Source organism: Formosa bonchosmolovskayae, from assembly GCF_051016085.1.
Classification (GTDB): Bacteria; Bacteroidota; Bacteroidia; order Flavobacteriales; family Flavobacteriaceae; genus Formosa.
Genome location: NZ_CP174605.1, coordinates 1,994,627 through 2,015,295, shown reverse-complemented (window position 1 = coordinate 2,015,295; position 20,669 = coordinate 1,994,627). Strand labels below are relative to the sequence as shown.

Below are 20,669 nucleotides of genomic sequence, written 5' to 3'. Positions count from 1 at the left end.
TGATTTTAAAGAGTGATTATGAATTAAGGTCTTAATCTTATCCTTCGATAATCGTTAATCTCTTTGTTATACTTGTTAAATTATTTTTTTAAAGTGTGCAAATTTACATATAAAAAAATTAATACCAACTGTAAAATAGCTGATATTAATTATTTTTAATATTTGATGTAAAATTATACTCTTCTACGTTTTGGAGGACGACATCCATTATGTGGTAATGGAGTAACATCAATAATTTCTGTTACTTCTACACCTGCATTATGAATAGAACGGATAGCAGATTCTCTACCATTACCTGGTCCTTTAACATAAACTTTTACTTTTTTTAGACCTGCCTCTTGAGCAACAGCTACAGCATCTTCTGCCGCTAATTGTGCTGCGTAAGGTGTGTTCTTTTTAGATCCTCTAAATCCCATTTTACCAGCAGAAGACCAAGAAATAACGTCTCCTTTTTTGTTGGTAAGAGAAATAATAATGTTGTTAAAAGAAGCAGTAACGTGAGCTTCTCCTACAGCATCTACTATAACTTTACGTTTTTTAGTACTTTTTGTATTTGACTTTGCCATATTATTTTAGTTTCTAGTTGTTAGTTGTTAGTGATAGAATCCTAAACCTTTCGATTTCGAACAGATTCATCTAACTACTAAATACTAATGACTTTTAATTATTTAGTTGCTTTCTTCTTGTTAGCAACAGTTTTTCTTCTACCTTTTCTAGTTCTAGAGTTGTTCTTAGTACGTTGCCCTCTTAAAGGAAGACCCGCTCTATGACGAATACCTCTGTAACATCCAATATCCATTAATCGCTTAATGCTTAATTGAGTTTCAGAACGTAATTCACCTTCAATTGTGAACTTAGAAACAGCTTCACGAATAGCCCCTATTTCATCATCTGTCCAGTCTTGAACTTTTGTGTTTTCGTCAACTTTAGCTTCTGCTAAAATTTGTTGTGATCTAGTACTACCTATACCATAGATATAAGTTAAAGAGATCACTCCTCTTTTCTGTTTTGGTATGTCTACACCTGCAATTCTTGCCATAACTACCCTTGTCTTTGTTTGAATCTAGGATTCTTTTTGTTAATTACGTAAAGTCTACCTTTTCTACGCACGATTTTACAATCTGCACTTCTTTTTTTAACTGATGCTCTTACTTTCATCGTATTAGTATCTATAAGTTATTCTAGCCTTAGTTAAATCGTAAGGACTCATTTCTAATTTTACTTTATCACCTGGTAACAATTTAATGTAATGCATACGCATTTTACCAGATATGTGAGCAGTCACAATGTGACCATTCTCCAACTCAACACGAAACATTGCATTAGATAATGCTTCAATAATTGTTCCGTCTTGTTCTATTGCTGCTTGTTTTGCCATTGTATAATATATTAAGCTACTGCTTTTCTATTTTTACCAGTTTTCATCAAGCCATCATAGTGTCTATTCAACAAGTAAGAATTTACTTGTTGCATCGTGTCAATTGCAACTCCTACCAAAATTAATAGCGATGTACCACCAAAAAATAAAGCCCATCCCGATTGTACGTTCATTAACTTTACAACTATCGCTGGAAATACAGCAATAAGTGCTAGGAAAATAGAACCTGGTAATGTTATTTGAGACATAATTTTATCTAAATACTCAGATGTTTCTGATCCTGGACGAATTCCTGGAATAAAACCACCACTACGTTTTAAATCGTCTGCCATCTTGTTCGTAGGAACAGTAATCGCAGTATAAAAATACGTGAATATGATAATTAAGAATGCAAATAATAAGTTATACCAAAATCCGAATATATCAGAAAATTGTGATTGTAACCATTGTCCAGCAGCAGAATCCTTCATCATAGAAGTTCCTCCTATTAAACCTGGTACAAACATAATAGCTTGAGCAAAAATGATTGGCATTACTCCAGAAGCGTTAAGTTTTAATGGAATATATTGTCTAGATCCCATAATGTTTTTCTCATATCCTCCGGAAGCAGTACGTCTTGCATATTGAACAGCAATTTTTCTAACTGCCATAATAAGCATAATAGATGCAAAGATAATTGCAAACCACAACACTAACTCGATAAGAATTAACATAACGTTATTCCCTTCTAAACGAGAGGCTGCGTTTTGGAAGAAAGACAATGGCATACGTGCAATAATACCCACCATAATTAAAAGTGATATACCATTACCAATACCTTTATCCGTAATCTTTTCTCCTAACCACATAGCAAATATAGTACCTGTAACTAAGATGACTATAGAAGAAAAATAGAATAAACCACCTTGTCCTAATAAGAACGCACTCTGTGGAATACCTAAACTAGGTAAACTTGCCAAATATCCTGGTGCTTGCACCAAACAGATTGCTATAGTTAACCAACGCGTGATTTGATTAATTTTCTTTTGCCCACTTGCGCCTTCTTTTTGTAATTTTTGCAAGTAAGGAATTGCTATTCCCATTAATTGCACTACAATAGAAGCAGAAATGTAAGGCATAATACCTAAGGCGAATATTGACGCATTAGCGAAAGCTCCACCTGTAAATGCATTAAGTAAACCAAGTAATCCAGAATCTGTATTACTTTGTAAGGTTTCTAATTGTGCTGCATCGATACCAGGTAAAACAACTTGTGCACCAAATCGATAAACTAATAATAGCCCCACCGTTAAGATGATTCTATTTCTTAGTTCCTCAATTTTCCAAACATTCTTTAACGTTTCTATAAATTTCATGCTCTGTTACGTGATTATAAAGTTACAGCTTCTCCTCCTGCCGCTTCAATAGCAGCTTTTGCTGAAGCAGTAAATTTATGAGCAGTTACTTTTAATTTTGCTTTTAGTTCTCCTCTACCTAAGATTTTAACTAGATCATTCTTTCCAGTTACACCTATAGACATTAATGAGTCTAAATTTACTGTGTCGTTAATTTTCTTTTCATCAACTAACTGTTGTAATGTATCTAAGTTTACACCTTGATACTCTACACGGTTAATATTAGTAAAACCAAATTTAGGCACACGTCTTTGAAGTGGCATTTGCCCTCCTTCAAATCCAAGTTTCCTAGAATAACCAGAACGAGATTTAGCTCCTTTGTGACCACGTGTAGCGGTACCACCTTTACCAGAACCTTGTCCACGACCTATTCTTTTTCCTTGATTTTTAACTGAACCTTCTGCAGGTTTTAATTTACTTAAATCCATTTCTCAGTTTATTATTAAGCTTCTTGTACAGAAACTAAGTGTTCAACTTTAGCAACCATACCAAGAATATTTGGTGTGTTTTCATGCTCTACGACTTGCCCAATACGTTTAAGACCAAGAGCTTCTAAAGTTCTTTTTTGTCTTTGTGTACGTTTAATTGCGCTTTTAACTTTCGTTACTTTAATCTTTCCCATCTCTATCGCTATTAACCTTTAAAAACTTTTTCTAATGAAACGCCTCTATCTTTAGCAATTTTCTTAGCACTTCTTAATTGAAGTAATGCATCGAAAGTTGCTTTAACAACGTTATGAGGGTTTGATGATCCTTGAGATTTAGATAAAACATCGTGTATTCCAACTGCTTCTAAAACTGTTCTCACAGCTCCACCAGCAATTACCCCTGTACCAGGAGCTGCAGGAATGATGTTTACTCTTGCTCCACCAAATTTACCTTTCTGTTCGTGTGGTAAAGTAGATTTTATAATTGGAATACGAACTAAATTTTTCTTTGCATCCTCTATCGCCTTAGCAATAGCACTTGCAACATCTTTAGACTTTCCTAAACCGTGACCTACAACACCTGCTTCATCACCAACCACAACGATTGCTGAAAAACCAAATGCTCTACCACCTTTAGTTACTTTTGTAACTCTCTGTACACCAACTAAACGATCTTTAAGATCTAATCCACTTGGTTTTACTAGCTCTGCGCTTTTGTATTTTTGATACATAATTTCTTAGAATTTAAGTCCTGCTTCTCTAGCTCCTTCAGCTAATGATTTTACTCTACCATGGTATAAATATCCACCTCTATCAAAAGAGATAGTGTCTACACCTGCTTTTAAAGCTTTTTCAGCTACAGATTTTCCTACTAGAGTAGCAATTTCTGCTTTAGATCCTTTTGCAGCACTAATGTCTTTATCTCTTGAAGATGCTGCACTGATAGTTTTACCAGTTACATCATCTACTACTTGAGCATAAATTTCTTTATTACTTCTAAAAACAGATAATCTCGGTCTAGTTCCTGTTCCAGAAACTACTTTACGAACTCTGCTCTTAATTCTTAATCGTCTTTCGTTTTTTGTTAACGCCATAACTTATAAATTATTAAGCTGATTTACCTGCTTTTCTTCTTAATATTTCTCCTACAAACTTAATACCTTTTCCTTTATATGGTTCAGGTCTTCTAAAATCTCTAATCTTAGCAGCTACTTGTCCAACAAGTTGCTTGTCATGAGAAGTTAGTTTAATTATAGGGTTTTTACCTTTCTCAGATACTGTTTCAACTTTTACTTCTGGAGCAATGTCTAATACAATATTGTGAGAAAATCCTAATGCTAAATCAAGTTTGTTTCCTTGATTACTAGCTCTATATCCAACACCAACTAATTCTAATTCTTTAGTCCATCCTTTACTTACACCTTCGATCATGTTATTGACTAAAGATCTGTAAAGACCGTGTTTAGATTTTTCTTCTTTTTTATCAGAAGAACGCTCAACTATAACGTTTCCATCTTCAACTTTTATTGCAATATCAGAAAATTCCTGAGATAACTCTCCTAATTTTCCTTTTACTGTTACAATATTTTCGTTAATATCAACTGTAATTCCTTCTGGAATCGCAACTGGGTTATTACCTATTCTTGACATTTCTTATAGTCTTTAAATTAGTAAACGTAACATAATACTTCACCACCTACATTTTCTGCTTTGGCTTGTTTTCCTGTCATTACTCCGTGAGAAGTAGACACGATAGCAATACCAAGACCATTTAAAATTCTAGGTAGTTCCGTTGAACTTGCGTACTTACGTAAACCTGGTTTACTGATTCTTTGAATCTTTTTAATTACAGGTTCTTTTGTTTCTTTGTTGTACTTAAGAGCTATTTTAATAGTTCCTTGTACTGAAGAATCATCGAATTTGTAACTTAAAATATATCCTTGGTCGAATAATATTTTTGTGATTTCTTTTTTCAAGTTAGAAGCTGGTATCTCAACCACTCTGTGGTTAGCACGCACAGCATTTCTAATTCTTGTTAGATAATCCGCTATTGGATCTGTATACATATGTATTAAATTGCGGTTTTGGTTTTCAACACTACGTTGAACCTTAAACCAATTAAAAATTAAATTTTACCAGCTTGCTTTTCTTACACCTGGTATAAGGCCGTTATTTGCCATCTCTCTGAATGTTACACGAGAGATACCAAATGTACGCATATATCCTTTAGGTCTACCTGTAAGTTTACATCTATTATGCATACGTACAGGAGAAGCGTTTTTAGGTAACTTTTGTAATGCTTCGTAATCTCCAGCTTCTTTTAAAGCTTTACGTTTCTCAGCATATTTTGCTACTGTTTTTGCTCTTTTAACCTCACGGGCTTTCATTGATTCTTTAGCCATATCTTAGTTCTTTTGAAAAGGTAAACCTAGTTCAGTTAATAATGATTTTGCTTCTTTATCAGTTTCGGCAGAAGTTACAAAAGTAATATCCATTCCTGAAATTTTGTTCACTTTATCAATGTCAATTTCTGGAAAAATAATTTGTTCTGTAATTCCAAGGTTATAATTACCTCTTCCGTCAAATCCTGTTGCTTTAATTCCGCCAAAATCTCTTACACGTGGTAAGGCTGAAGTCACTAAACGGTCTAAAAATTCGTACATTCTTTCTCCTCTTAACGTAACTTTCGCACCAATTGGCATTCCTTTACGTAATTTGAAAGATGCAACATCTTTTTTAGATATAGTTGCTATAGCTCTTTGTCCAGAAATAGTTGTTAGTTCTTCTACAGCGTAGTCTACTAACTTCTTGTCTGCAACAGCCGCTCCAACACCTTTAGATATTACTATCTTAGATAATTTTGGAACTTGCATAACATTCTTATATCCAAATTCTTCTGTAAGAGCAGCAATTACTTTGCTTTTATACTCTTCTTTAAGTCTCGGTGAATATGCCATAACTATATTACTTCATTAGATTTTTTAGAAAATCTCACTTTCTTACCATCTTCTACTTTATAACCAATACGAGTAGTTTCACCCTTAGAAGTTAATAAAGATAGATTAGAGATTTGAATTGGAGCTTCCTTTTCTACGATTCCTCCTTGAGGGCTTTGTGCACTTGGTTTAGTATGTTTCTTCACCAAGTTAACACCCTCAACAATCGCTTTGTTCTTATCTGTTAATACTTTAAGCACTTTTCCTTCAGATCCTTTATGATCTCCAGTTATTACTTTTACTGTATCTCCTGATTTTATCTTAAGCTTTGTCATCTTATTAGTCATTAAAGCACTTCAGGTGCTAATGATACAATTTTCATGAATTGTTTATCACGAAGTTCTCTAGCAACAGGTCCAAATACACGTGTACCTCTCATTTCACCCGTTGGGTTTAATAATACACAAGCATTGTCGTCGAATCTAATATAAGATCCGTCTGGACGTCTTACTTCTTTTACTGTACGTACAACAACTGCAGTTGATACAGCACCTTTTTTAATGTTTCCATTAGGTGTTGCATCTTTAACAGAGACAACAATTTTGTCTCCTACAGAAGCGTATCTTCTTTTAGTACCACCTAGAACACGGATAGTTAAAACTTCCTTTGCTCCAGTGTTATCTGCAACTTTTAGTCTTGATTCTTGTTGTAACATAATTACTTAGCTCTTTCAATTATTTCAACTAATCTCCAACATTTAGATTTACTCATAGGTCTAGTTTCCATGATCTTTACAGTATCTCCAATATTACAATCGTTAGTCTCGTCGTGTGCAACGTATTTTTTCGTTTTTAACACGAACTTACCATACATAGGGTGCTTTACTTTTTTAACTTCCGCAACAACAATAGATTTTTGCATCTTGTTACTAGTAACGACTCCTACACGTTCTTTTCTTAAATTTCTTTTTTCCATCTTTCAGCAGAATTATTGTAATTCTCTTTTAGTTATTTCTGTCGCAATTTTAGCTACGTCACGTCTTACGCTTCGTAGTTGAATTGGATTTTCTAAAGGAGATATTGCATGTGCCATTTTCAGGTCTGAATAACTCTTTTTTGTCTCACCAAGTTTCTCTTGTAACTCAGCAGTAGATAATTCTTTAATTTCTGATTGTTTCATAACATCAAATAAATTATGCTTCGTAATCTCTAGCGATAACAAACTTTGTTTTAACCGGTAACTTTTGAGCTGCTAAACGTAATGCTTCTTTTGCAACGTCTAACGGTACTCCTCCTACTTCGAAAAGTAGTCTACCTGGTTTTACAACAGCTGCCCAATATTCAACGGCACCTTTACCTTTACCCATACGTACTTCAAGAGGTTTCTTTGTGATAGGCTTGTCTGGAAATACTTTAATCCAAAGTTGACCTTCTCTCTTCATGTGACGTGTAGCGGCGATACGTGCTGCTTCTATTTGACGCGATGTTAAAAAATTCGAATCAAGTGATTTTATTCCAAAAGTTCCGTTTGATAATTGGTGCCCTCTACCAGAGTTACCCTTCATACGTCCTTTTTGTTGTTTACGAAATTTTGTTCTTTTAGGCTGTAACATTTTTTCTTTACTTTAAAAAATTACTTTCTACGACGAGGTTTATTAGTATTTCCTCCTCGTGGTCCACCTTTTCCTTGCTTCTTAGACAATCCAACAAGCGGAGAAAGCTCTCTTTTACCATATACTTCACCCTTCATGATCCATACTTTAACACCTAATCTACCATAAGTAGTATGTGCCTCAACTAAAGCATAATCAATATCAGCTCTAAATGTAGATAAAGGAATACGACCATCTTTGTAATGCTCTGAACGTGCCATCTCTGCCCCGTTTAAACGACCACTAATTTGGATCTTAATTCCTTCTGCATTCATACGCATTGTAGCAGCGATAGCCATTTTGATTGCACGTCTGTAAGAGATTCTGTTCTCAATTTGACGAGCGATGCTTGACCCTACTAAAAATGCATCAAGTTCTGGTCTTTTGATTTCAAATATGTTTATTTGAACTTCTTTACCAGTAATTTTCTTAAGTTCTTCTTTTAACTTGTCTACTTCTTGGCCACCTTTCCCAATAATAATACCAGGTCTTGCAGTAGTTATAGTAACGGTTACAAGTTTAAGAGTTCTTTCGATAATTACTCTTGATATACTCGCTTTAGATAGACGTGCATGAACGTACTTTCTGATCTTATCGTCTTCGGCTAATTTGTCGCCATAATCGTTTCCTCCGTACCAGTTAGATTCCCATCCTCTGATAATTCCTAAGCGATTTCCGATTGGATTTGTTTTTTGTCCCATACCTCTATTAAGCTTGTATATTATTGTTAGCTCCAACCACGATAGTTACGTGGTTAGAACGCTTTCTAATTCTGTGTGCGCGACCTTGAGGAGCTGGACGTAATCTTTTTAACATAGATCCGCCATCTACTCTAATCTCTTTTACTATCAATTCAGCATCTTCGATACTTGCATCTTCGTTTTTAGATTGCCAGTTTGCAATTGCAGACAATAACAATTTCTCTAAACGATTTGAAGCTTCTTTCGAGCTAAATTTCAAAATATTAAGCGCTTTTTCTACCTTTTCACCTCTTACTAAATCGGCTACTAAGCGCATTTTTCTTGGTGACGTAGGACAGTTATTAAGTTTAGCAAAAGCAACTTGCTTTTTATCTTCCTTAATAGCGTCTGCCATCTGTTTTTTACGACTTCCCATAGCTTACTTTTTACCTTTGTTTTTAGCACCTGCGTGACCTCTAAAAGATCGTGTTGGTGAAAATTCTCCTAATTTATGTCCTACCATGTTTTCAGTAACAAATACAGGAACAAATTGACGTCCGTTGTGTACTGCGATAGTTTGTCCAACGAAATCTGGAGTAATCATTGAGGCTCTAGACCATGTTTTGATTACTGTTTTCTTTCCGCCGTCAACATTTTCTTGGACTCTCTTATCAAGTTTATAATGAACGTAAGGTCCTTTTTTTAATGATCTTGCCATGTCTTATTTCTTTCTACGTTCTACAATATACTTATTACTCGCTTTTGTTTTAGAACGGGTTCTAAATCCTTTAGCAGGTATACCATTTCTTGAACGAGGGTGACCTCCAGAAGATTTACCTTCACCACCTCCCATTGGGTGATCTACAGGGTTCATTACTACCGGTCTTGTACGAGGTCTTCTTCCTAACCATCTGCTTCTACCAGCTTTACCTGATACAAGTAATTGATGATCTGAGTTAGACACAACACCTATTGTAGCCATACAGTTAGCTAGAATTAATCTAGTTTCTCCTGATGGAAGTTTAATTGTTGCAAATTTACCATCTCTTGCCATTAATTGAGCAAAAGCACCAGCACTACGAGCCATAACAGCTCCTTGTCCTGGACGTAACTCTACACAAGAAATAATTGTTCCTAATGGAATTTGACTTAATGGCATTGCGTTACCAATTTCTGGTGCGATACCTTCTTGCCCAGATACAACTGTTTGACCAACTGTTAATCCGTTTTGTGCAATTATGTATGCTTTCTCACCATCTTGGTAATTTAATAATGCAATAAAAGCTGTTCTGTTTGGATCGTATTGAATTGATTTTACTTCAGCTGGAATTCCTGCTTTAGTTCTTTTAAAATCAATGATACGATACCTTTGTTTATGCCCACCACCAATATAGCGCATGGTCATTCTTCCTTGACTGTTTCTACCACCTGATCTTTTCTTCGGAGCTAATAAACTTTTCTCCGGCTTATCAGTAGAAATGGCGTCAAATCCATTTACTACTCTAAATCGCTGACCTGGTGTGATCGGTTTTAATTTTCTTACTGACATTTTTGTCTAATTACATGTTACTGTATAAATCAATCACTTCACCTTCCGCCAGTTGTACAAGTGCTTTTTTAACAGCATTTGTTTTACCATGTTGAATACCAGTTTTTGTAAACTTAGTACTTCTATCTGGACGGACATTTATTGTACGAACTTTTTCAACAGAAACGCCATAAGCAGCTTCCACTGCTTTTTTAATTTCTACCTTGTTCGCCTTTGTATTAACCATAAAGCTAAAACAGTTGTTTAATTCACTGTTTGTAGTCGCTTTTTCTGTTATTATAGGTTTAATTAAGATACTCATCGCTTCCTTATTTACTTAAATTCGATTCAATTCCTTCTAAAGAACTCTCTAAAAGAACTACTTTATTTGCGTTTAAAATCTTGTAAGTGCTTAATTCTGAGTTCAATAGAACTTCAGAGCCCTTTAAATTTCGTGATGACAAATATACATTATTATTTAACGCACCCAACACAAATAGAGATTTTTTATTCTGTAAGTCTAAAGCTTTCAATACACTAGTGAAATTTTTAGTCTTAGCTGAATCAAAATTTAAATCTTCTAATACAACAATTGCTTCTTCTGAAGCTTTAATTGTTAACGCTGATTTACGTGCTAAACGCTTAAGGTTTTTGTTAAGTTTGAAACTGTAGTTTCTAGGTCTTGGTCCGAACATACGTCCACCACCTTTAAAAACTCCAGACTTAATACTACCTGCTCTAGCAGTACCAGTTCCTTTTTGCTTTTTAATCTTACGTGTAGATCCAGAAATCTCAGCACGCTCTTTAGCTTTGTGAGTTCCTTGTCTTTGATTTGCTAAATATTGTTTAACATCCAAATACACAGCATGATTGTTAGGCTCTATAGCAAAAACTGAATCAGAAAGGTCTACCTTTCTTCCAGTTTCTTTTCCATTAATATCTAAAACTGCTACTTTCATTACTTCTCAATGATTACATAAGAGTTGTTATGACCAGGAACACATCCTTTAACCACAAGTAGATTCTTTTCAGCAACTACTTTTAAAACTCTTAAATTTTCAACTTTTACTCTATCAGTTCCCATTCTTCCTGCCATCTTCATACCCTTAAATACTCTTGCAGGATAAGATGCCGCTCCAATAGAACCCGGTGCTCTTAATCGGTTGTGTTGACCGTGAGTTGCTTGACCTACACCACCAAAACCGTGACGTTTAACAACCCCTTGAAAACCTTTACCTTTTGAAGTTCCAGCAATATCTACGAATTCACCTTCTATAAAGTGCTCTACAGTGATTGCATCACCTAATTTGTACTCCTCATCAAAACCTTTAAATTCAACGATTTTGCGTTTTACAGAAGTTCCTGCTTTTTTAGCGTGACCTAAGTCAGCTTTAGTAGCACTTTTTTCTGTCGCGTCATCGAAACCAAGTTGTAAGGCTTTATAACCATCAACTTCTTCAGTTCTGACTTGGGTAACGATACATGGCCCAGCTTCAATTACTGTACATGGAATGTTTTTTCCATTTTCATCGAAGATGCTGGTCATACCGATTTTTTTTCCAATTAACCCAGACATAATTATTAATTTATTTATTAGTATTATTTATAAAAAAATTCAGGGTCAAAACACGTTCAACCCTGAATGTATTTTTACCGTTTTTCCCTCGCTCGCAGCTTAGGACATGTTTTTGAAACTTATGTTTCTGTAAACTTTACTTGTGAAAGTGTTCTCTACTTAAACTTTGATCTCTACTTCTACTCCACTTGGTAATTCAAGTTTCATTAAAGCGTCAATAGTTTTAGAAGAAGAGCTATAAATATCAAGTAATCTCTTGTAAGAACTTAATTGAAATTGCTCTCTTGCCTTTTTATTAACGTGAGGAGAACGTAATACAGTGAAAATTTTCTTGTGTGTTGGTAATGGAATTGGTCCCGTTACAACTGCACCTGTACTTTTTACAGTTTTTACAATCTTATCAGCAGACTTATCTACTAAGTTATGATCGTAAGATTTTAGTTTTATTCTGATTTTTTGACTCATATTCTTAGTTTTAAGCGTCTGTACCTTTAGCTGCCTTAATGACTTCTTCCGATATGTTAGAAGGCGTTTCAGCATAGTGAGAGAATTCCATTGTAGATGTAGCACGACCTGAAGATAATGTTCTTAATGTTGTTACATAACCAAACATTTCTGATAATGGCACAGTAGCTTTCACAGTTTTTGCACCTGCTCTATCTCCCATGTCACTAACTTGACCTCTTCTTCTGTTTAAATCTCCAACAATGTCACCCATGTTTTCTTCAGGAGTAATCACCTCAAGTTTCATGATTGGTTCCATAATAACAGCTTTTGCTGCTTTTGCTGAATTTTTAAATCCTAATTTCGCTGCTAATTCGAATGATAATTGATCCGAATCCACATCATGATAAGATCCATCTTTCAATGTCACTTTCATAGAATCTACTTCGTATCCTGCTAATGGTCCATTAACCATAGCCATTTTAAATCCTTTTTCAATAGAAGGGATAAATTCTTTAGGAACGTTACCACCTTTAATTGTAGATATAAATTGTAATCCTACAACACCTTCATCTGCTGGTTCAACCGTAAATACGATATCAGCAAATTTACCACGACCACCAGATTGTTTTTTGTAAACTTCTCTATGATCTGCAGCTTGTGTAATAGCCTCTTTGTACTCAACTTGAGGTTGACCTTGATTTACTTCAACCTTAAACTCACGTTTTAAACGGTCTACAATAATATCTAAGTGTAACTCACCCATTCCAGAAATAATAGTCTGTCCTGAAGATTCGTCTGTACGAGCTGTAAATGTTGGATCTTCTTCTGCTAATTTAGCTAAAGCCATACCCATTTTATCTACATCTGCTTTAGTTTTAGGCTCAACCGCGATACCAATTACCGGATCAGGGAAGTCCATAGATTCTAAAACGATAGGATGCTTTTCATCAGACATAGTATCACCAGTCTTAATGTCTTTAAATCCTACTGCTGCTCCAATATCTCCTGCTTCGATAAAATCGATAGCATTTTGTTTGTTAGCATGCATTTGGTAGATACGAGAAATACGTTCTTTTTTACCTGAACGGTTGTTAAGAATGTAAGATCCTGCATCTAAACGTCCTGAATATGCACGGAAGAATGCTAAACGTCCTACGAAAGGATCGGTAGCAATTTTGAAAGCTAAAGCTGCGAAAGGTTCTTTTACATCTGGCCTACGTCTTTCTTCTTTATCTGTATCAGGGTTAGTTCCTATTACACTTTCTCTATCCATTGGAGAAGGTAAATAACGACAAACTGCATCTAATAAGAATTGTACACCTTTATTTTTGAATGAAGAACCACAAACCATAGGAATGATAGCCATATCCATTACAGCAGCTCTAAGTGCAGCATGCACTTCTTCTTCTGTAATAGAATCTTCATCTTCCATGAATTTTTCTAATAAGTTCTCATCGTAACCAGCTACTTCTTCGATTAATAAAGCACGGTATTGACGTACTTCATCTTTCATATCTTCTGGAATGTCTACAACATCGAAAGTCGCTCCGAAGTTTTCGTCATGCCATACAATAGCTCTGTTCTTAACTAAATCTACAACACCTTTAAAATCTCCTTCTTCACCAATGTTTAAAACGATTGGCACTGCGTTAGATTTTAACATGTCTTTTACTTGCTGACAAACACCTAAAAAGTTAGATCCCTGACGGTCCATTTTATTAACGAAACCAATACGAGGCACTTTATAGTTATCTGCAAGTCTCCAGTTAGTTTCAGATTGAGGCTCAACACCATCAACCGCACTAAATAAGAATACTAAACCATCTAATACACGTAATGAACGATTTACTTCAACAGTAAAATCTACGTGACCAGGAGTGTCAATAATATTAAAATGGTAACCTTGAGCTTCAGCTGTAGGCTCTCCATTCTCTTTAGGAAATACCCATTCGCAAGTTGTAGCTGCAGAAGTAATTGTAATACCTCTTTCTGCTTCTTGCTCCATCCAGTCCATTGTAGAAGCACCATCGTGTACTTCTCCAATTTTGTGTGATACTCCCGTATAAAAAAGAATACGCTCTGTTGTTGTTGTTTTACCAGCATCAATATGAGCAGCAATTCCTATATTTCTTGTTAATCTTAAATCTCTTGCCATTTTATTTAGAATCTAAAGTGTGAGAATGCTTTATTTGCTTCTGCCATTTTATGAGTATCAACTCTTTTCTTAACAGCCGCACCTTCTTCTTTAGCCGCAGCTAAAATCTCTGATGCTAAACGTTGTGCCATAGATTTTTCGTTTCTTTTACGTGAATAGCTAATTAGCCATTTCATTGCAGTTGAAACTTTTCTGTCTGGACGAATTTGCATTGGAATTTGAAATGTTGCTCCACCTACTCTACGACTACGTACTTCTACGTGAGGCATAACATTAGATAACGCTTCTTTCCACAACTCTAAAGCTGTTTTTTCTTCGTCTGTTTTTTTTGAGTCTACAATGTCAATTGCATCGTAAAATACCTTAAAAGCTACCGATTTCTTACCATCCCACATCATCATGTTAACGAATCTAGTTACTAACTGATCGTTAAAACGTGGATCTGGTAAAAGCGGTCTCTTTTTTGCTGCTCTTTTTCTCATGTCTTTTCTTTAAAAGATTTTAATTACTTCTTAGGGCGTTTTGCACCGTACTTAGATCTACGTTGTGTTCTACCTGCAACACCTGCTGTGTCTAAGGCACCACGAACGATGTGATATCTAACTCCTGGCAAATCTTTTACCCTTCCACCTCTAACCAATACTATCGAGTGCTCCTGTAAATTGTGACCTTCACCAGGGATATAAGCGTTCACTTCATTACCGTTAGTTAATCTAACCCTTGCTACTTTACGCATTGCAGAGTTAGGTTTCTTAGGTGTAGTAGTGTAAACACGCGTACAAACCCCTCGTCTTTGAGGACACGAATCTAAAGCAGCCGATTTACTCTTCTTGGTTATTTTGGCTCTTCCTTTTCGTACTAATTGTGAAATTGTTGGCATATTTTTCTATAAAATTTATAAAATACCTCTTCTTAGAGGGGTGCAAATGTAAGTATTTATTTTTATTTTTCAAACCCTAATCAATTAATTTTCAATAGAATTTAACTTTTATTCAGATCCACATATAAATCCTATACTTTTTCCGTTAGTTTTACAATTCTAAAGGATAATCGTAAAGTGAAACCCAAAATTATTTTATTTAGCTTACTGCTTGTTATTTCGGCTCAGTTACTTGGTCAGAATTTAATGCTAAAACTTCATAGTAACAGCCCTGAAGAATCTCAAAGTATTGATACACTTTCATATATTAATACGCATACAAATTATAATAGTGTTACATCCGAAATACAAAACCTATCTACATTATTTAATAATGAAGGCTATTTTGATCATAAAATTACAGATCTTAGAAAAACAAACGACTCCCTATTCGAAGCTAACATATCTCTTAACAAAAAATACACCTACATATATATAAAGTATACCAATATTCCTCCTTCCCTATTTAAAGCTATCGGATTAGAAACTAATCCTAAATTCGTTTCGCTTACTATTAAAGAAACGAAGCGATCACTGAATGTATTGAATTTAAAATTGTCCGAACAAGGTTTACCGTTCTCAACCCTTCAACTTACAAATATACGTGTGGAGAACGACAGTGTAAAAGCAGATTTAAAATCTTCTAAAAAAGAACCACCACGACGCATAGATAAAATCATAGTAAAGGGATACGAAAAATTTCCAAAAAAGTTTATTAAACATTACGCCAGAATTAAAACTGGGGATATTTTTAATATGGAAACAATAAAAAAGAAAACCAACACCCTTAACAAATTACCCTTCGCAAATTTAATTCGAGATACAGAAGTACTTTTCACAAACGATTCCACAGTACTATATTTATATGTAGAAAAACAGAAAAGTAATAATTTTGATGGGTATTTAGGATTTACTACAAACGAAAACACCAATAAGTTAGAGTTTAGTGGTTATCTAAACATGACATTGAGAAACAATTTAAATTACGGAGAATCTATAAATTTATTATATCGCAGTGACGAAAATGAACAAAAAACATTCAATATAAATGTGGACGCACCATATATATTTAAATCGCCTATAGGAGCAAATGTAGAATTAAACATTTTTAAAAAAGACTCTTCCTTCACCACCATCGATCAGTCCTTAGATTTATACTATCAATTTAAAACAGAACACACCACATACCTCGGAATAACATCTTCCCAATCTAACAATTTACTTCAACACCCCACATCTACCTCAATAGACGATTACAATTCCACATTTTATCAAACAAAATATAATTTCACTAGAACTGATGAAACTAACATCTTGTTTCCGGTAAAATCGGTCGCCGACATTCATTTGGGTATTGGAAATAGAACCTATCAATCTACAAAAGAGAACCAATTTCAGTACAATTTGGCTGTGTCCAATATTTTCTATTTAAACCACAAAAACAGCATTTATTCCAGAGTTGTTGTTAACGCATTACAATCTGACACCTATTTAGAAAATGAATTATTACGTTTTGGAGGCATTAATTCTATTCGTGGTTTCGAGGAAAACAGTTTAGTCGCGAGTTTTTATAGTGTATTTAATTTAGAATACAGATTACAATTAAGTCCGACTATATTTATAAATAGTATTACAGATTTCTCCTATTTCGAAAATCAAATGGTAGATCAGAAAGAAAAACTTATTGCCTTAGGTATTGGTTTCGCGATACTCACCAAAGCTGGTTTATTAAAAATGAATTATGCCAACGGTAAAACTGAAAATTCGCCTTTCAACATAAGTGATTCTAAAGTACACTTAAGCATCACCTCTTATTTTTAAAATCTACCACTTCGTTTAAGTCAAAAAATTGTGACCAACTTCAATCACACTTCAGTTTAAATTAGCGTACCCAATTAAAAAGTGTCAACCACGAAAATAATTAATTAGAGTAAGTTAATTCATTTTAAAAAGCAGAAAATTGCATTCCGGATATACACGAAACTTGCACTTTTAACATTAAAATAGAACAATCTCAAATTTTTGGAAACAAAAAAAATCCTTGAAAAAACCATTAAATTAACGTTGTATTTACAATTTATTAATCTTAAACCATTGTCTTAAAATTAGGAATTTTCCCACAAGCAATATAAAAATAATTTAGGTTGAACCGCAAATATCAAGCAACTACCCCGATTTTACAGTATTATTAATAGGATCGCCCTTAAAAACATATTATGCCAATGTAAAAACAAAATATTAACATTATAATATGAGTAACGCAAAAAAGTATGCAACGAACCGAACATTTTATTGACAATACTGTCTATTATTCGCTTTTAAATCAGACTTCTTCGAATATTTTAATATAAAAATATTGTTTTATTAACTTATTATTATGATTTTTGGCTCAGACTAATTCAAATAAAATAAACATGAAAACAAAGTTTAGTGGAATTCTAACGCTATTTCTAGCGTTCGTTGTGCAGTTTGCTTTTGCACAAGAAAAAACAATTTCAGGGACAATTTCGGATGAGACCGGATTACCTCTCCCTGGAGTTAACATTATAATTTCAGGTACTTCTCAAGGTACTCAATCTAACTTCGATGGAGAATATACATTAACTGCGGCAAGCGGAGATGCCTTATCTTTTTCATTTATTGGTTACAAAACAAAAAGTGTAACTGTAGCTTCATCTAATACAATTAACGTTGTTTTACAAGAAGATTTAGCAGAGTTAGACGAAGTAGTAGTAACAGCTCTTGGTATCAAGAAGGATGAAAAAGCGATTGGATATGCTTCTCAGCAAGTAAAATCTGACGCAATTTCTAATGTACCTACTACAAACGTAGTGAATTCATTATCTGGTAAAATTGCCGGTGTTAATATTACACAATCATCTGGAGATGTAGGTGCATCTTCACGTATTACTATTCGTGGTATTTCATCTATTTACGGAAACTCTCAACCTTTAATAGTTCTTGATGGTGCCGTAATAGACAACAATACTTACACTGGATCTAGTGCAGGAACAGATGTTCCAAACGGATTAGCAGATATTAACCCTCAAGACATCGAGTCTGTAAACGTATTAAAAGGTGGTGCTGCAACTGCTTTATACGGGATGAGAGGAACAAACGGAGTTCTTGTTATTACAACAAAATCTGGTAAAAACAACAAATCTTTAGGTGTAGAAATTAACAGTTCTGTTAGTTTTTCAAATGCTTATGTATTTCCAGACTACCAAAACTCTTACGGTCAAGGGTATAGCCCAAACTACTTCGAGTATATAGATGGTAACAGTGGTGATGGTGGAATCGACGAAAGTTGGGGACCTGCTTTAGATGCTGGTTACGACTTTATTCAATACCAATCATATATCGACAATCCAGACAATCCTCAAGCATTACCATGGGTATCTAACCCTAACAGTGTTGAAGATGATTTCTATAGTACTGGTATTACAACAGACAATACAGTATCTTTTTCAGGAGGAACAGATACTTCATCTTACCGTTTGTCTTTAGGATTAGTAGACTCAAAAGGTATTATTTACAATACAGATCTTAAGAAATACAACATTTCTGGAAACGTAAACTATGACTTAGGAGAAAAATGGACAGATGGTTTTAGTGCTAGATTTATCCAATCTTCTTCAGATCAAAGAAACGCTGTTGGTTATGGAGATCCAGACAACCAAGTAGGTCAATTAGTATGGAGTGCAAGACAAGTAGACTTCGGAGCTCTTAGAGACTGGGAAAACTTACCTTTAGTAGATATTGCAGGTGATGGAATTACAACGCCTTTAAACTGGAATACAGCTTACAATAACAACCCATACTGGGCTTTAGATAATAACTTACACCCATGGACACGTAACAGATGGATTGGTACTGCAAACTTAGGTTACCAAATTTCTGATAAGTTATCGCTTAACATGAGTACTGGTATTGACTACTTTGATGACTCAAGAGAAACAATGAGAAATTTCGGAACTGTAGATAACAGAAACGGATATTACTCTCTTACAAAAAGAAACCGTTACGAAATAAACAGCCAAGCGATTCTTTCTTACGACGATAGTTTTGGATCTGACGACCAATTTGGAGTAGCAGTTAGCGCCGGTGGACAAATGATGACTAACGAGTACACAGCTTTCCAAGGAATAGCAGAAAACTTAGTATTAGATGGTTTATTTAACTTATCTAACTCTTCAGGAGCACCAATATTAACAGACGATAGTAGTGATTATAAAATCAACAGTTTATTTGCTACAGGTCAATTAAGTTACAAGAATTTCTTATTCTTAGATGCAACAGTACGTAATGACTGGGCTAGTGTTTTACCATCTAAAAACAATAGTATTTTATACCCATCTGCATCTTTAAGTGCGGTAGTTAGCGATATGCTAAACATGAAATCTGATGTAGTAAGTTTTATAAAATTAAGAGCTTCATGGGCAGAGACAGGTAGTGCTGGACCATTAGTACCTTACAGTGTTACACCAACTTACTCATTATCTGCATACCCATTAAACGGTAGTACTCCAACTGCGATTTACCCAAATACACAGTGGAATCCAGATATTACTGCTCAAACTGAAACTGCTACAGAATTTGGTTTAGATGCACGTTTCTTTGCTAATAGATTACGTGTAGATTTTACATACTACGACAAGTTAAACGAAGATGTAATTATGCCACTACAAGTGTCTGCTGCTTCTGGATTTACAAGTGTATGGAAAAACGCGGCTACAGTAGCTAACAAAGGTATCGAATTGGTATTAGGTGTAGACTTAATTAGAAGCCAAGGCGATGGATTTAACTTAGGTATAGATGTAAACTTCGCTAAGAACGAAAACGAAGTAAGCGACGTAGAAGGAGAAGGTGTAATTAACTTAGACTACGGTAGTTTATGGAATGTTAATACACAAGCTAGAAACGGTGAAGCTATTGGAGCAATCTGGGGACCATCTTTTGCACGTACTCCTAATGGAGAAATCTTATACGAAAACGGATTACCTGTAATTGGAGAGAATAAAGTATTAGGAAACTCTCAAGCTGACTGGGTTGGAGGTTTAGCAATAAACGCATCTTGGAAAGGATTTACTTTCAGAACATTATTCGATGTTAAAGAAGGTGGAGATGTGTACTCTCAAACAAATACTTGGGGTATGTTATCAGGAGTACTTGAAGAAACTCTTGTAGGTAGAGAAACTGGAGTTATTGGTTCTGGAGAAATGGCAGACGGTAATGGTGGTTACGTAGCAAACAACGTAGTTGTAGGTGCTCAAAACTACTACTCTGCAGCTTATAACCAAAACCTTGCAGAATCATCTGTATACGATGCTTCATTTGTGAAATGGAGAGAGCTTTCAATTTCTTACTCAATCCCAAGCAAATATTTTGTAAACACAGGATTACAAGCTATCAACTTTGGAATAAATGCTAGAAACTTAGCTATTTTATCTAAAAATGCTCCACATATTGACCCAGAAACTGCATTCGGTGTAAGCACTGGTCAACAAGGTTTAGAATACGCTCAAACGCCTTCTACACGTACAATTGGTGTAAACCTTAATGTTAAATTTTAATTGAA

At 34.7% G+C, this 20,669-nt stretch carries 31 protein-coding genes; 2 read left to right on the top strand and 29 right to left on the bottom strand.

Annotation, left to right across the window (positions count from 1 at the left end; all coding sequences use genetic code 11):
- Positions 1-173: 173 nt before the first annotated feature.
- The 29 genes from rpsK to rpsL form a co-directional block, all read right to left on the bottom strand.
- Complete coding sequence (gene rpsK, locus ACKC83_RS08550) at positions 174-566, bottom strand: 30S ribosomal protein S11 (RefSeq protein ID WP_382384039.1); 393 nt, start codon at positions 564-566, stop codon at positions 174-176.
- A 98-nt stretch (positions 567-664) separates the two neighbouring features.
- Positions 665-1,039: a 30S ribosomal protein S13 gene (gene rpsM, locus ACKC83_RS08545; protein WP_057783938.1), complete on the bottom strand. Its 375-nt coding sequence runs from the start codon at positions 1,037-1,039 to the stop codon at positions 665-667.
- Between the two features lie 2 nt (positions 1,040-1,041).
- Positions 1,042-1,158, bottom strand: coding sequence for a type B 50S ribosomal protein L36 (ykgO, locus tag ACKC83_RS08540; RefSeq protein WP_013305171.1), 117 nt, complete (start codon positions 1,156-1,158; stop codon positions 1,042-1,044).
- Positions 1,159-1,162: 4 nt separating this feature from the next.
- Positions 1,163-1,378, bottom strand: coding sequence for a translation initiation factor IF-1 (gene infA, locus ACKC83_RS08535; protein WP_007094967.1), 216 nt, complete (start codon positions 1,376-1,378; stop codon positions 1,163-1,165).
- An 11-nt stretch (positions 1,379-1,389) separates the two neighbouring features.
- Positions 1,390-2,733: a preprotein translocase subunit SecY gene (gene secY / locus ACKC83_RS08530; RefSeq protein ID WP_414036126.1), complete on the bottom strand. Its 1,344-nt coding sequence runs from the start codon at positions 2,731-2,733 to the stop codon at positions 1,390-1,392.
- Positions 2,734-2,747: 14 nt separating this feature from the next.
- Positions 2,748-3,200 carry a 50S ribosomal protein L15 gene (gene rplO / locus ACKC83_RS08525; RefSeq protein WP_414036127.1) on the bottom strand — a complete coding sequence of 151 codons (453 nt, stop codon included), beginning with the start codon at positions 3,198-3,200 and terminating at the stop codon, positions 2,748-2,750.
- A 14-nt stretch (positions 3,201-3,214) separates the two neighbouring features.
- Positions 3,215-3,394 carry a 50S ribosomal protein L30 gene (gene rpmD / locus ACKC83_RS08520; RefSeq protein ID WP_414036128.1) on the bottom strand — a complete coding sequence of 60 codons (180 nt, stop codon included), beginning with the start codon at positions 3,392-3,394 and terminating at the stop codon, positions 3,215-3,217.
- Between the two features lie 11 nt (positions 3,395-3,405).
- The gene (gene rpsE / locus ACKC83_RS08515; RefSeq protein WP_382384047.1) at positions 3,406-3,930 is read right to left on the bottom strand and encodes a 30S ribosomal protein S5; all 525 of its coding nucleotides are present in this window, start codon (positions 3,928-3,930) and stop codon (positions 3,406-3,408) included.
- Positions 3,931-3,936: 6 nt separating this feature from the next.
- On the bottom strand, positions 3,937-4,293 hold the full coding sequence (gene rplR, locus ACKC83_RS08510) for a 50S ribosomal protein L18 (RefSeq protein ID WP_414036129.1): 357 nt from the start codon (positions 4,291-4,293) through the stop codon (positions 3,937-3,939).
- Positions 4,294-4,306: 13 nt separating this feature from the next.
- Positions 4,307-4,849: a 50S ribosomal protein L6 gene (rplF, locus tag ACKC83_RS08505; protein WP_414036130.1), complete on the bottom strand. Its 543-nt coding sequence runs from the start codon at positions 4,847-4,849 to the stop codon at positions 4,307-4,309.
- Between the two features lie 17 nt (positions 4,850-4,866).
- Positions 4,867-5,265 (bottom strand): 30S ribosomal protein S8, encoded by a 399-nt coding sequence (rpsH, locus tag ACKC83_RS08500; protein WP_414036131.1) that lies wholly within the window; start codon positions 5,263-5,265, stop codon positions 4,867-4,869.
- 66 nt (positions 5,266-5,331) lie between these two features.
- Positions 5,332-5,601: a 30S ribosomal protein S14 gene (gene rpsN / locus ACKC83_RS08495; protein ID WP_038527313.1), complete on the bottom strand. Its 270-nt coding sequence runs from the start codon at positions 5,599-5,601 to the stop codon at positions 5,332-5,334.
- A 3-nt stretch (positions 5,602-5,604) separates the two neighbouring features.
- Positions 5,605-6,156, bottom strand: coding sequence for a 50S ribosomal protein L5 (gene rplE / locus ACKC83_RS08490; protein WP_038527310.1), 552 nt, complete (start codon positions 6,154-6,156; stop codon positions 5,605-5,607).
- A 2-nt stretch (positions 6,157-6,158) separates the two neighbouring features.
- Positions 6,159-6,470 (bottom strand): 50S ribosomal protein L24, encoded by a 312-nt coding sequence (gene rplX / locus ACKC83_RS08485; RefSeq protein WP_382384056.1) that lies wholly within the window; start codon positions 6,468-6,470, stop codon positions 6,159-6,161.
- A gap of 11 nt (positions 6,471-6,481) precedes the next feature.
- On the bottom strand, positions 6,482-6,850 hold the full coding sequence (gene rplN, locus ACKC83_RS08480) for a 50S ribosomal protein L14 (protein ID WP_038527308.1): 369 nt from the start codon (positions 6,848-6,850) through the stop codon (positions 6,482-6,484).
- A gap of 2 nt (positions 6,851-6,852) precedes the next feature.
- Entirely contained in the window at positions 6,853-7,110 is a 258-nt protein-coding gene (rpsQ, locus tag ACKC83_RS08475; protein WP_038527305.1) for a 30S ribosomal protein S17, read from the bottom strand.
- 12 nt (positions 7,111-7,122) lie between these two features.
- On the bottom strand, positions 7,123-7,314 hold the full coding sequence (gene rpmC / locus ACKC83_RS08470; RefSeq protein ID WP_057783956.1) for a 50S ribosomal protein L29: 192 nt from the start codon (positions 7,312-7,314) through the stop codon (positions 7,123-7,125).
- A 13-nt stretch (positions 7,315-7,327) separates the two neighbouring features.
- Complete coding sequence (gene rplP, locus ACKC83_RS08465) at positions 7,328-7,747, bottom strand: 50S ribosomal protein L16 (protein WP_414036132.1); 420 nt, start codon at positions 7,745-7,747, stop codon at positions 7,328-7,330.
- A 20-nt stretch (positions 7,748-7,767) separates the two neighbouring features.
- Positions 7,768-8,487 (bottom strand): 30S ribosomal protein S3, encoded by a 720-nt coding sequence (gene rpsC / locus ACKC83_RS08460; RefSeq protein ID WP_414036133.1) that lies wholly within the window; start codon positions 8,485-8,487, stop codon positions 7,768-7,770.
- 7 nt (positions 8,488-8,494) lie between these two features.
- On the bottom strand, positions 8,495-8,902 hold the full coding sequence (gene rplV / locus ACKC83_RS08455) for a 50S ribosomal protein L22 (protein ID WP_057783961.1): 408 nt from the start codon (positions 8,900-8,902) through the stop codon (positions 8,495-8,497).
- Between the two features lie 3 nt (positions 8,903-8,905).
- A complete protein-coding gene (gene rpsS / locus ACKC83_RS08450; RefSeq protein ID WP_038527291.1) occupies positions 8,906-9,184 on the bottom strand; it encodes a 30S ribosomal protein S19 in 279 nt (92 codons plus the stop codon).
- 3 nt (positions 9,185-9,187) lie between these two features.
- Positions 9,188-10,015, bottom strand: coding sequence for a 50S ribosomal protein L2 (gene rplB, locus ACKC83_RS08445; RefSeq protein ID WP_414036134.1), 828 nt, complete (start codon positions 10,013-10,015; stop codon positions 9,188-9,190).
- Positions 10,016-10,025: 10 nt separating this feature from the next.
- Complete coding sequence (gene rplW, locus ACKC83_RS08440; protein WP_143380695.1) at positions 10,026-10,316, bottom strand: 50S ribosomal protein L23; 291 nt, start codon at positions 10,314-10,316, stop codon at positions 10,026-10,028.
- Positions 10,317-10,323: 7 nt separating this feature from the next.
- Positions 10,324-10,953, bottom strand: a complete 630-nt coding sequence (gene rplD, locus ACKC83_RS08435; RefSeq protein WP_414036135.1) for a 50S ribosomal protein L4 — start codon at positions 10,951-10,953, stop codon at positions 10,324-10,326.
- Positions 10,953-11,570, bottom strand: coding sequence for a 50S ribosomal protein L3 (gene rplC, locus ACKC83_RS08430; protein ID WP_434037719.1), 618 nt, complete (start codon positions 11,568-11,570; stop codon positions 10,953-10,955). Before rplC ends, rplD begins: the two co-directional genes overlap by 1 nt.
- A gap of 159 nt (positions 11,571-11,729) precedes the next feature.
- The gene (gene rpsJ / locus ACKC83_RS08425; RefSeq protein ID WP_100610637.1) at positions 11,730-12,035 is read right to left on the bottom strand and encodes a 30S ribosomal protein S10; all 306 of its coding nucleotides are present in this window, start codon (positions 12,033-12,035) and stop codon (positions 11,730-11,732) included.
- 10 nt (positions 12,036-12,045) lie between these two features.
- A complete protein-coding gene (gene fusA / locus ACKC83_RS08420) occupies positions 12,046-14,172 on the bottom strand; it encodes an elongation factor G (RefSeq protein WP_414036136.1) in 2,127 nt (708 codons plus the stop codon).
- Positions 14,173-14,177: 5 nt separating this feature from the next.
- A complete protein-coding gene (rpsG, locus tag ACKC83_RS08415) occupies positions 14,178-14,654 on the bottom strand; it encodes a 30S ribosomal protein S7 (RefSeq protein WP_414036137.1) in 477 nt (158 codons plus the stop codon).
- 23 nt (positions 14,655-14,677) lie between these two features.
- On the bottom strand, positions 14,678-15,052 hold the full coding sequence (gene rpsL / locus ACKC83_RS08410) for a 30S ribosomal protein S12 (protein WP_057783973.1): 375 nt from the start codon (positions 15,050-15,052) through the stop codon (positions 14,678-14,680).
- A 177-nt stretch (positions 15,053-15,229) separates the two neighbouring features.
- Here rpsL and ACKC83_RS08405 point away from each other — a divergent pair, with 177 nt between their 5' ends.
- Both ACKC83_RS08405 and ACKC83_RS08400 read left to right on the top strand, forming a co-directional pair.
- Positions 15,230-16,912: a POTRA domain-containing protein gene (locus ACKC83_RS08405; RefSeq protein WP_434037718.1), complete on the top strand. Its 1,683-nt coding sequence runs from the start codon at positions 15,230-15,232 to the stop codon at positions 16,910-16,912.
- A gap of 593 nt (positions 16,913-17,505) precedes the next feature.
- Positions 17,506-20,664: a SusC/RagA family TonB-linked outer membrane protein gene (locus ACKC83_RS08400; RefSeq protein ID WP_434037717.1), complete on the top strand. Its 3,159-nt coding sequence runs from the start codon at positions 17,506-17,508 to the stop codon at positions 20,662-20,664.
- Positions 20,665-20,669 lie beyond the last annotated feature (5 nt).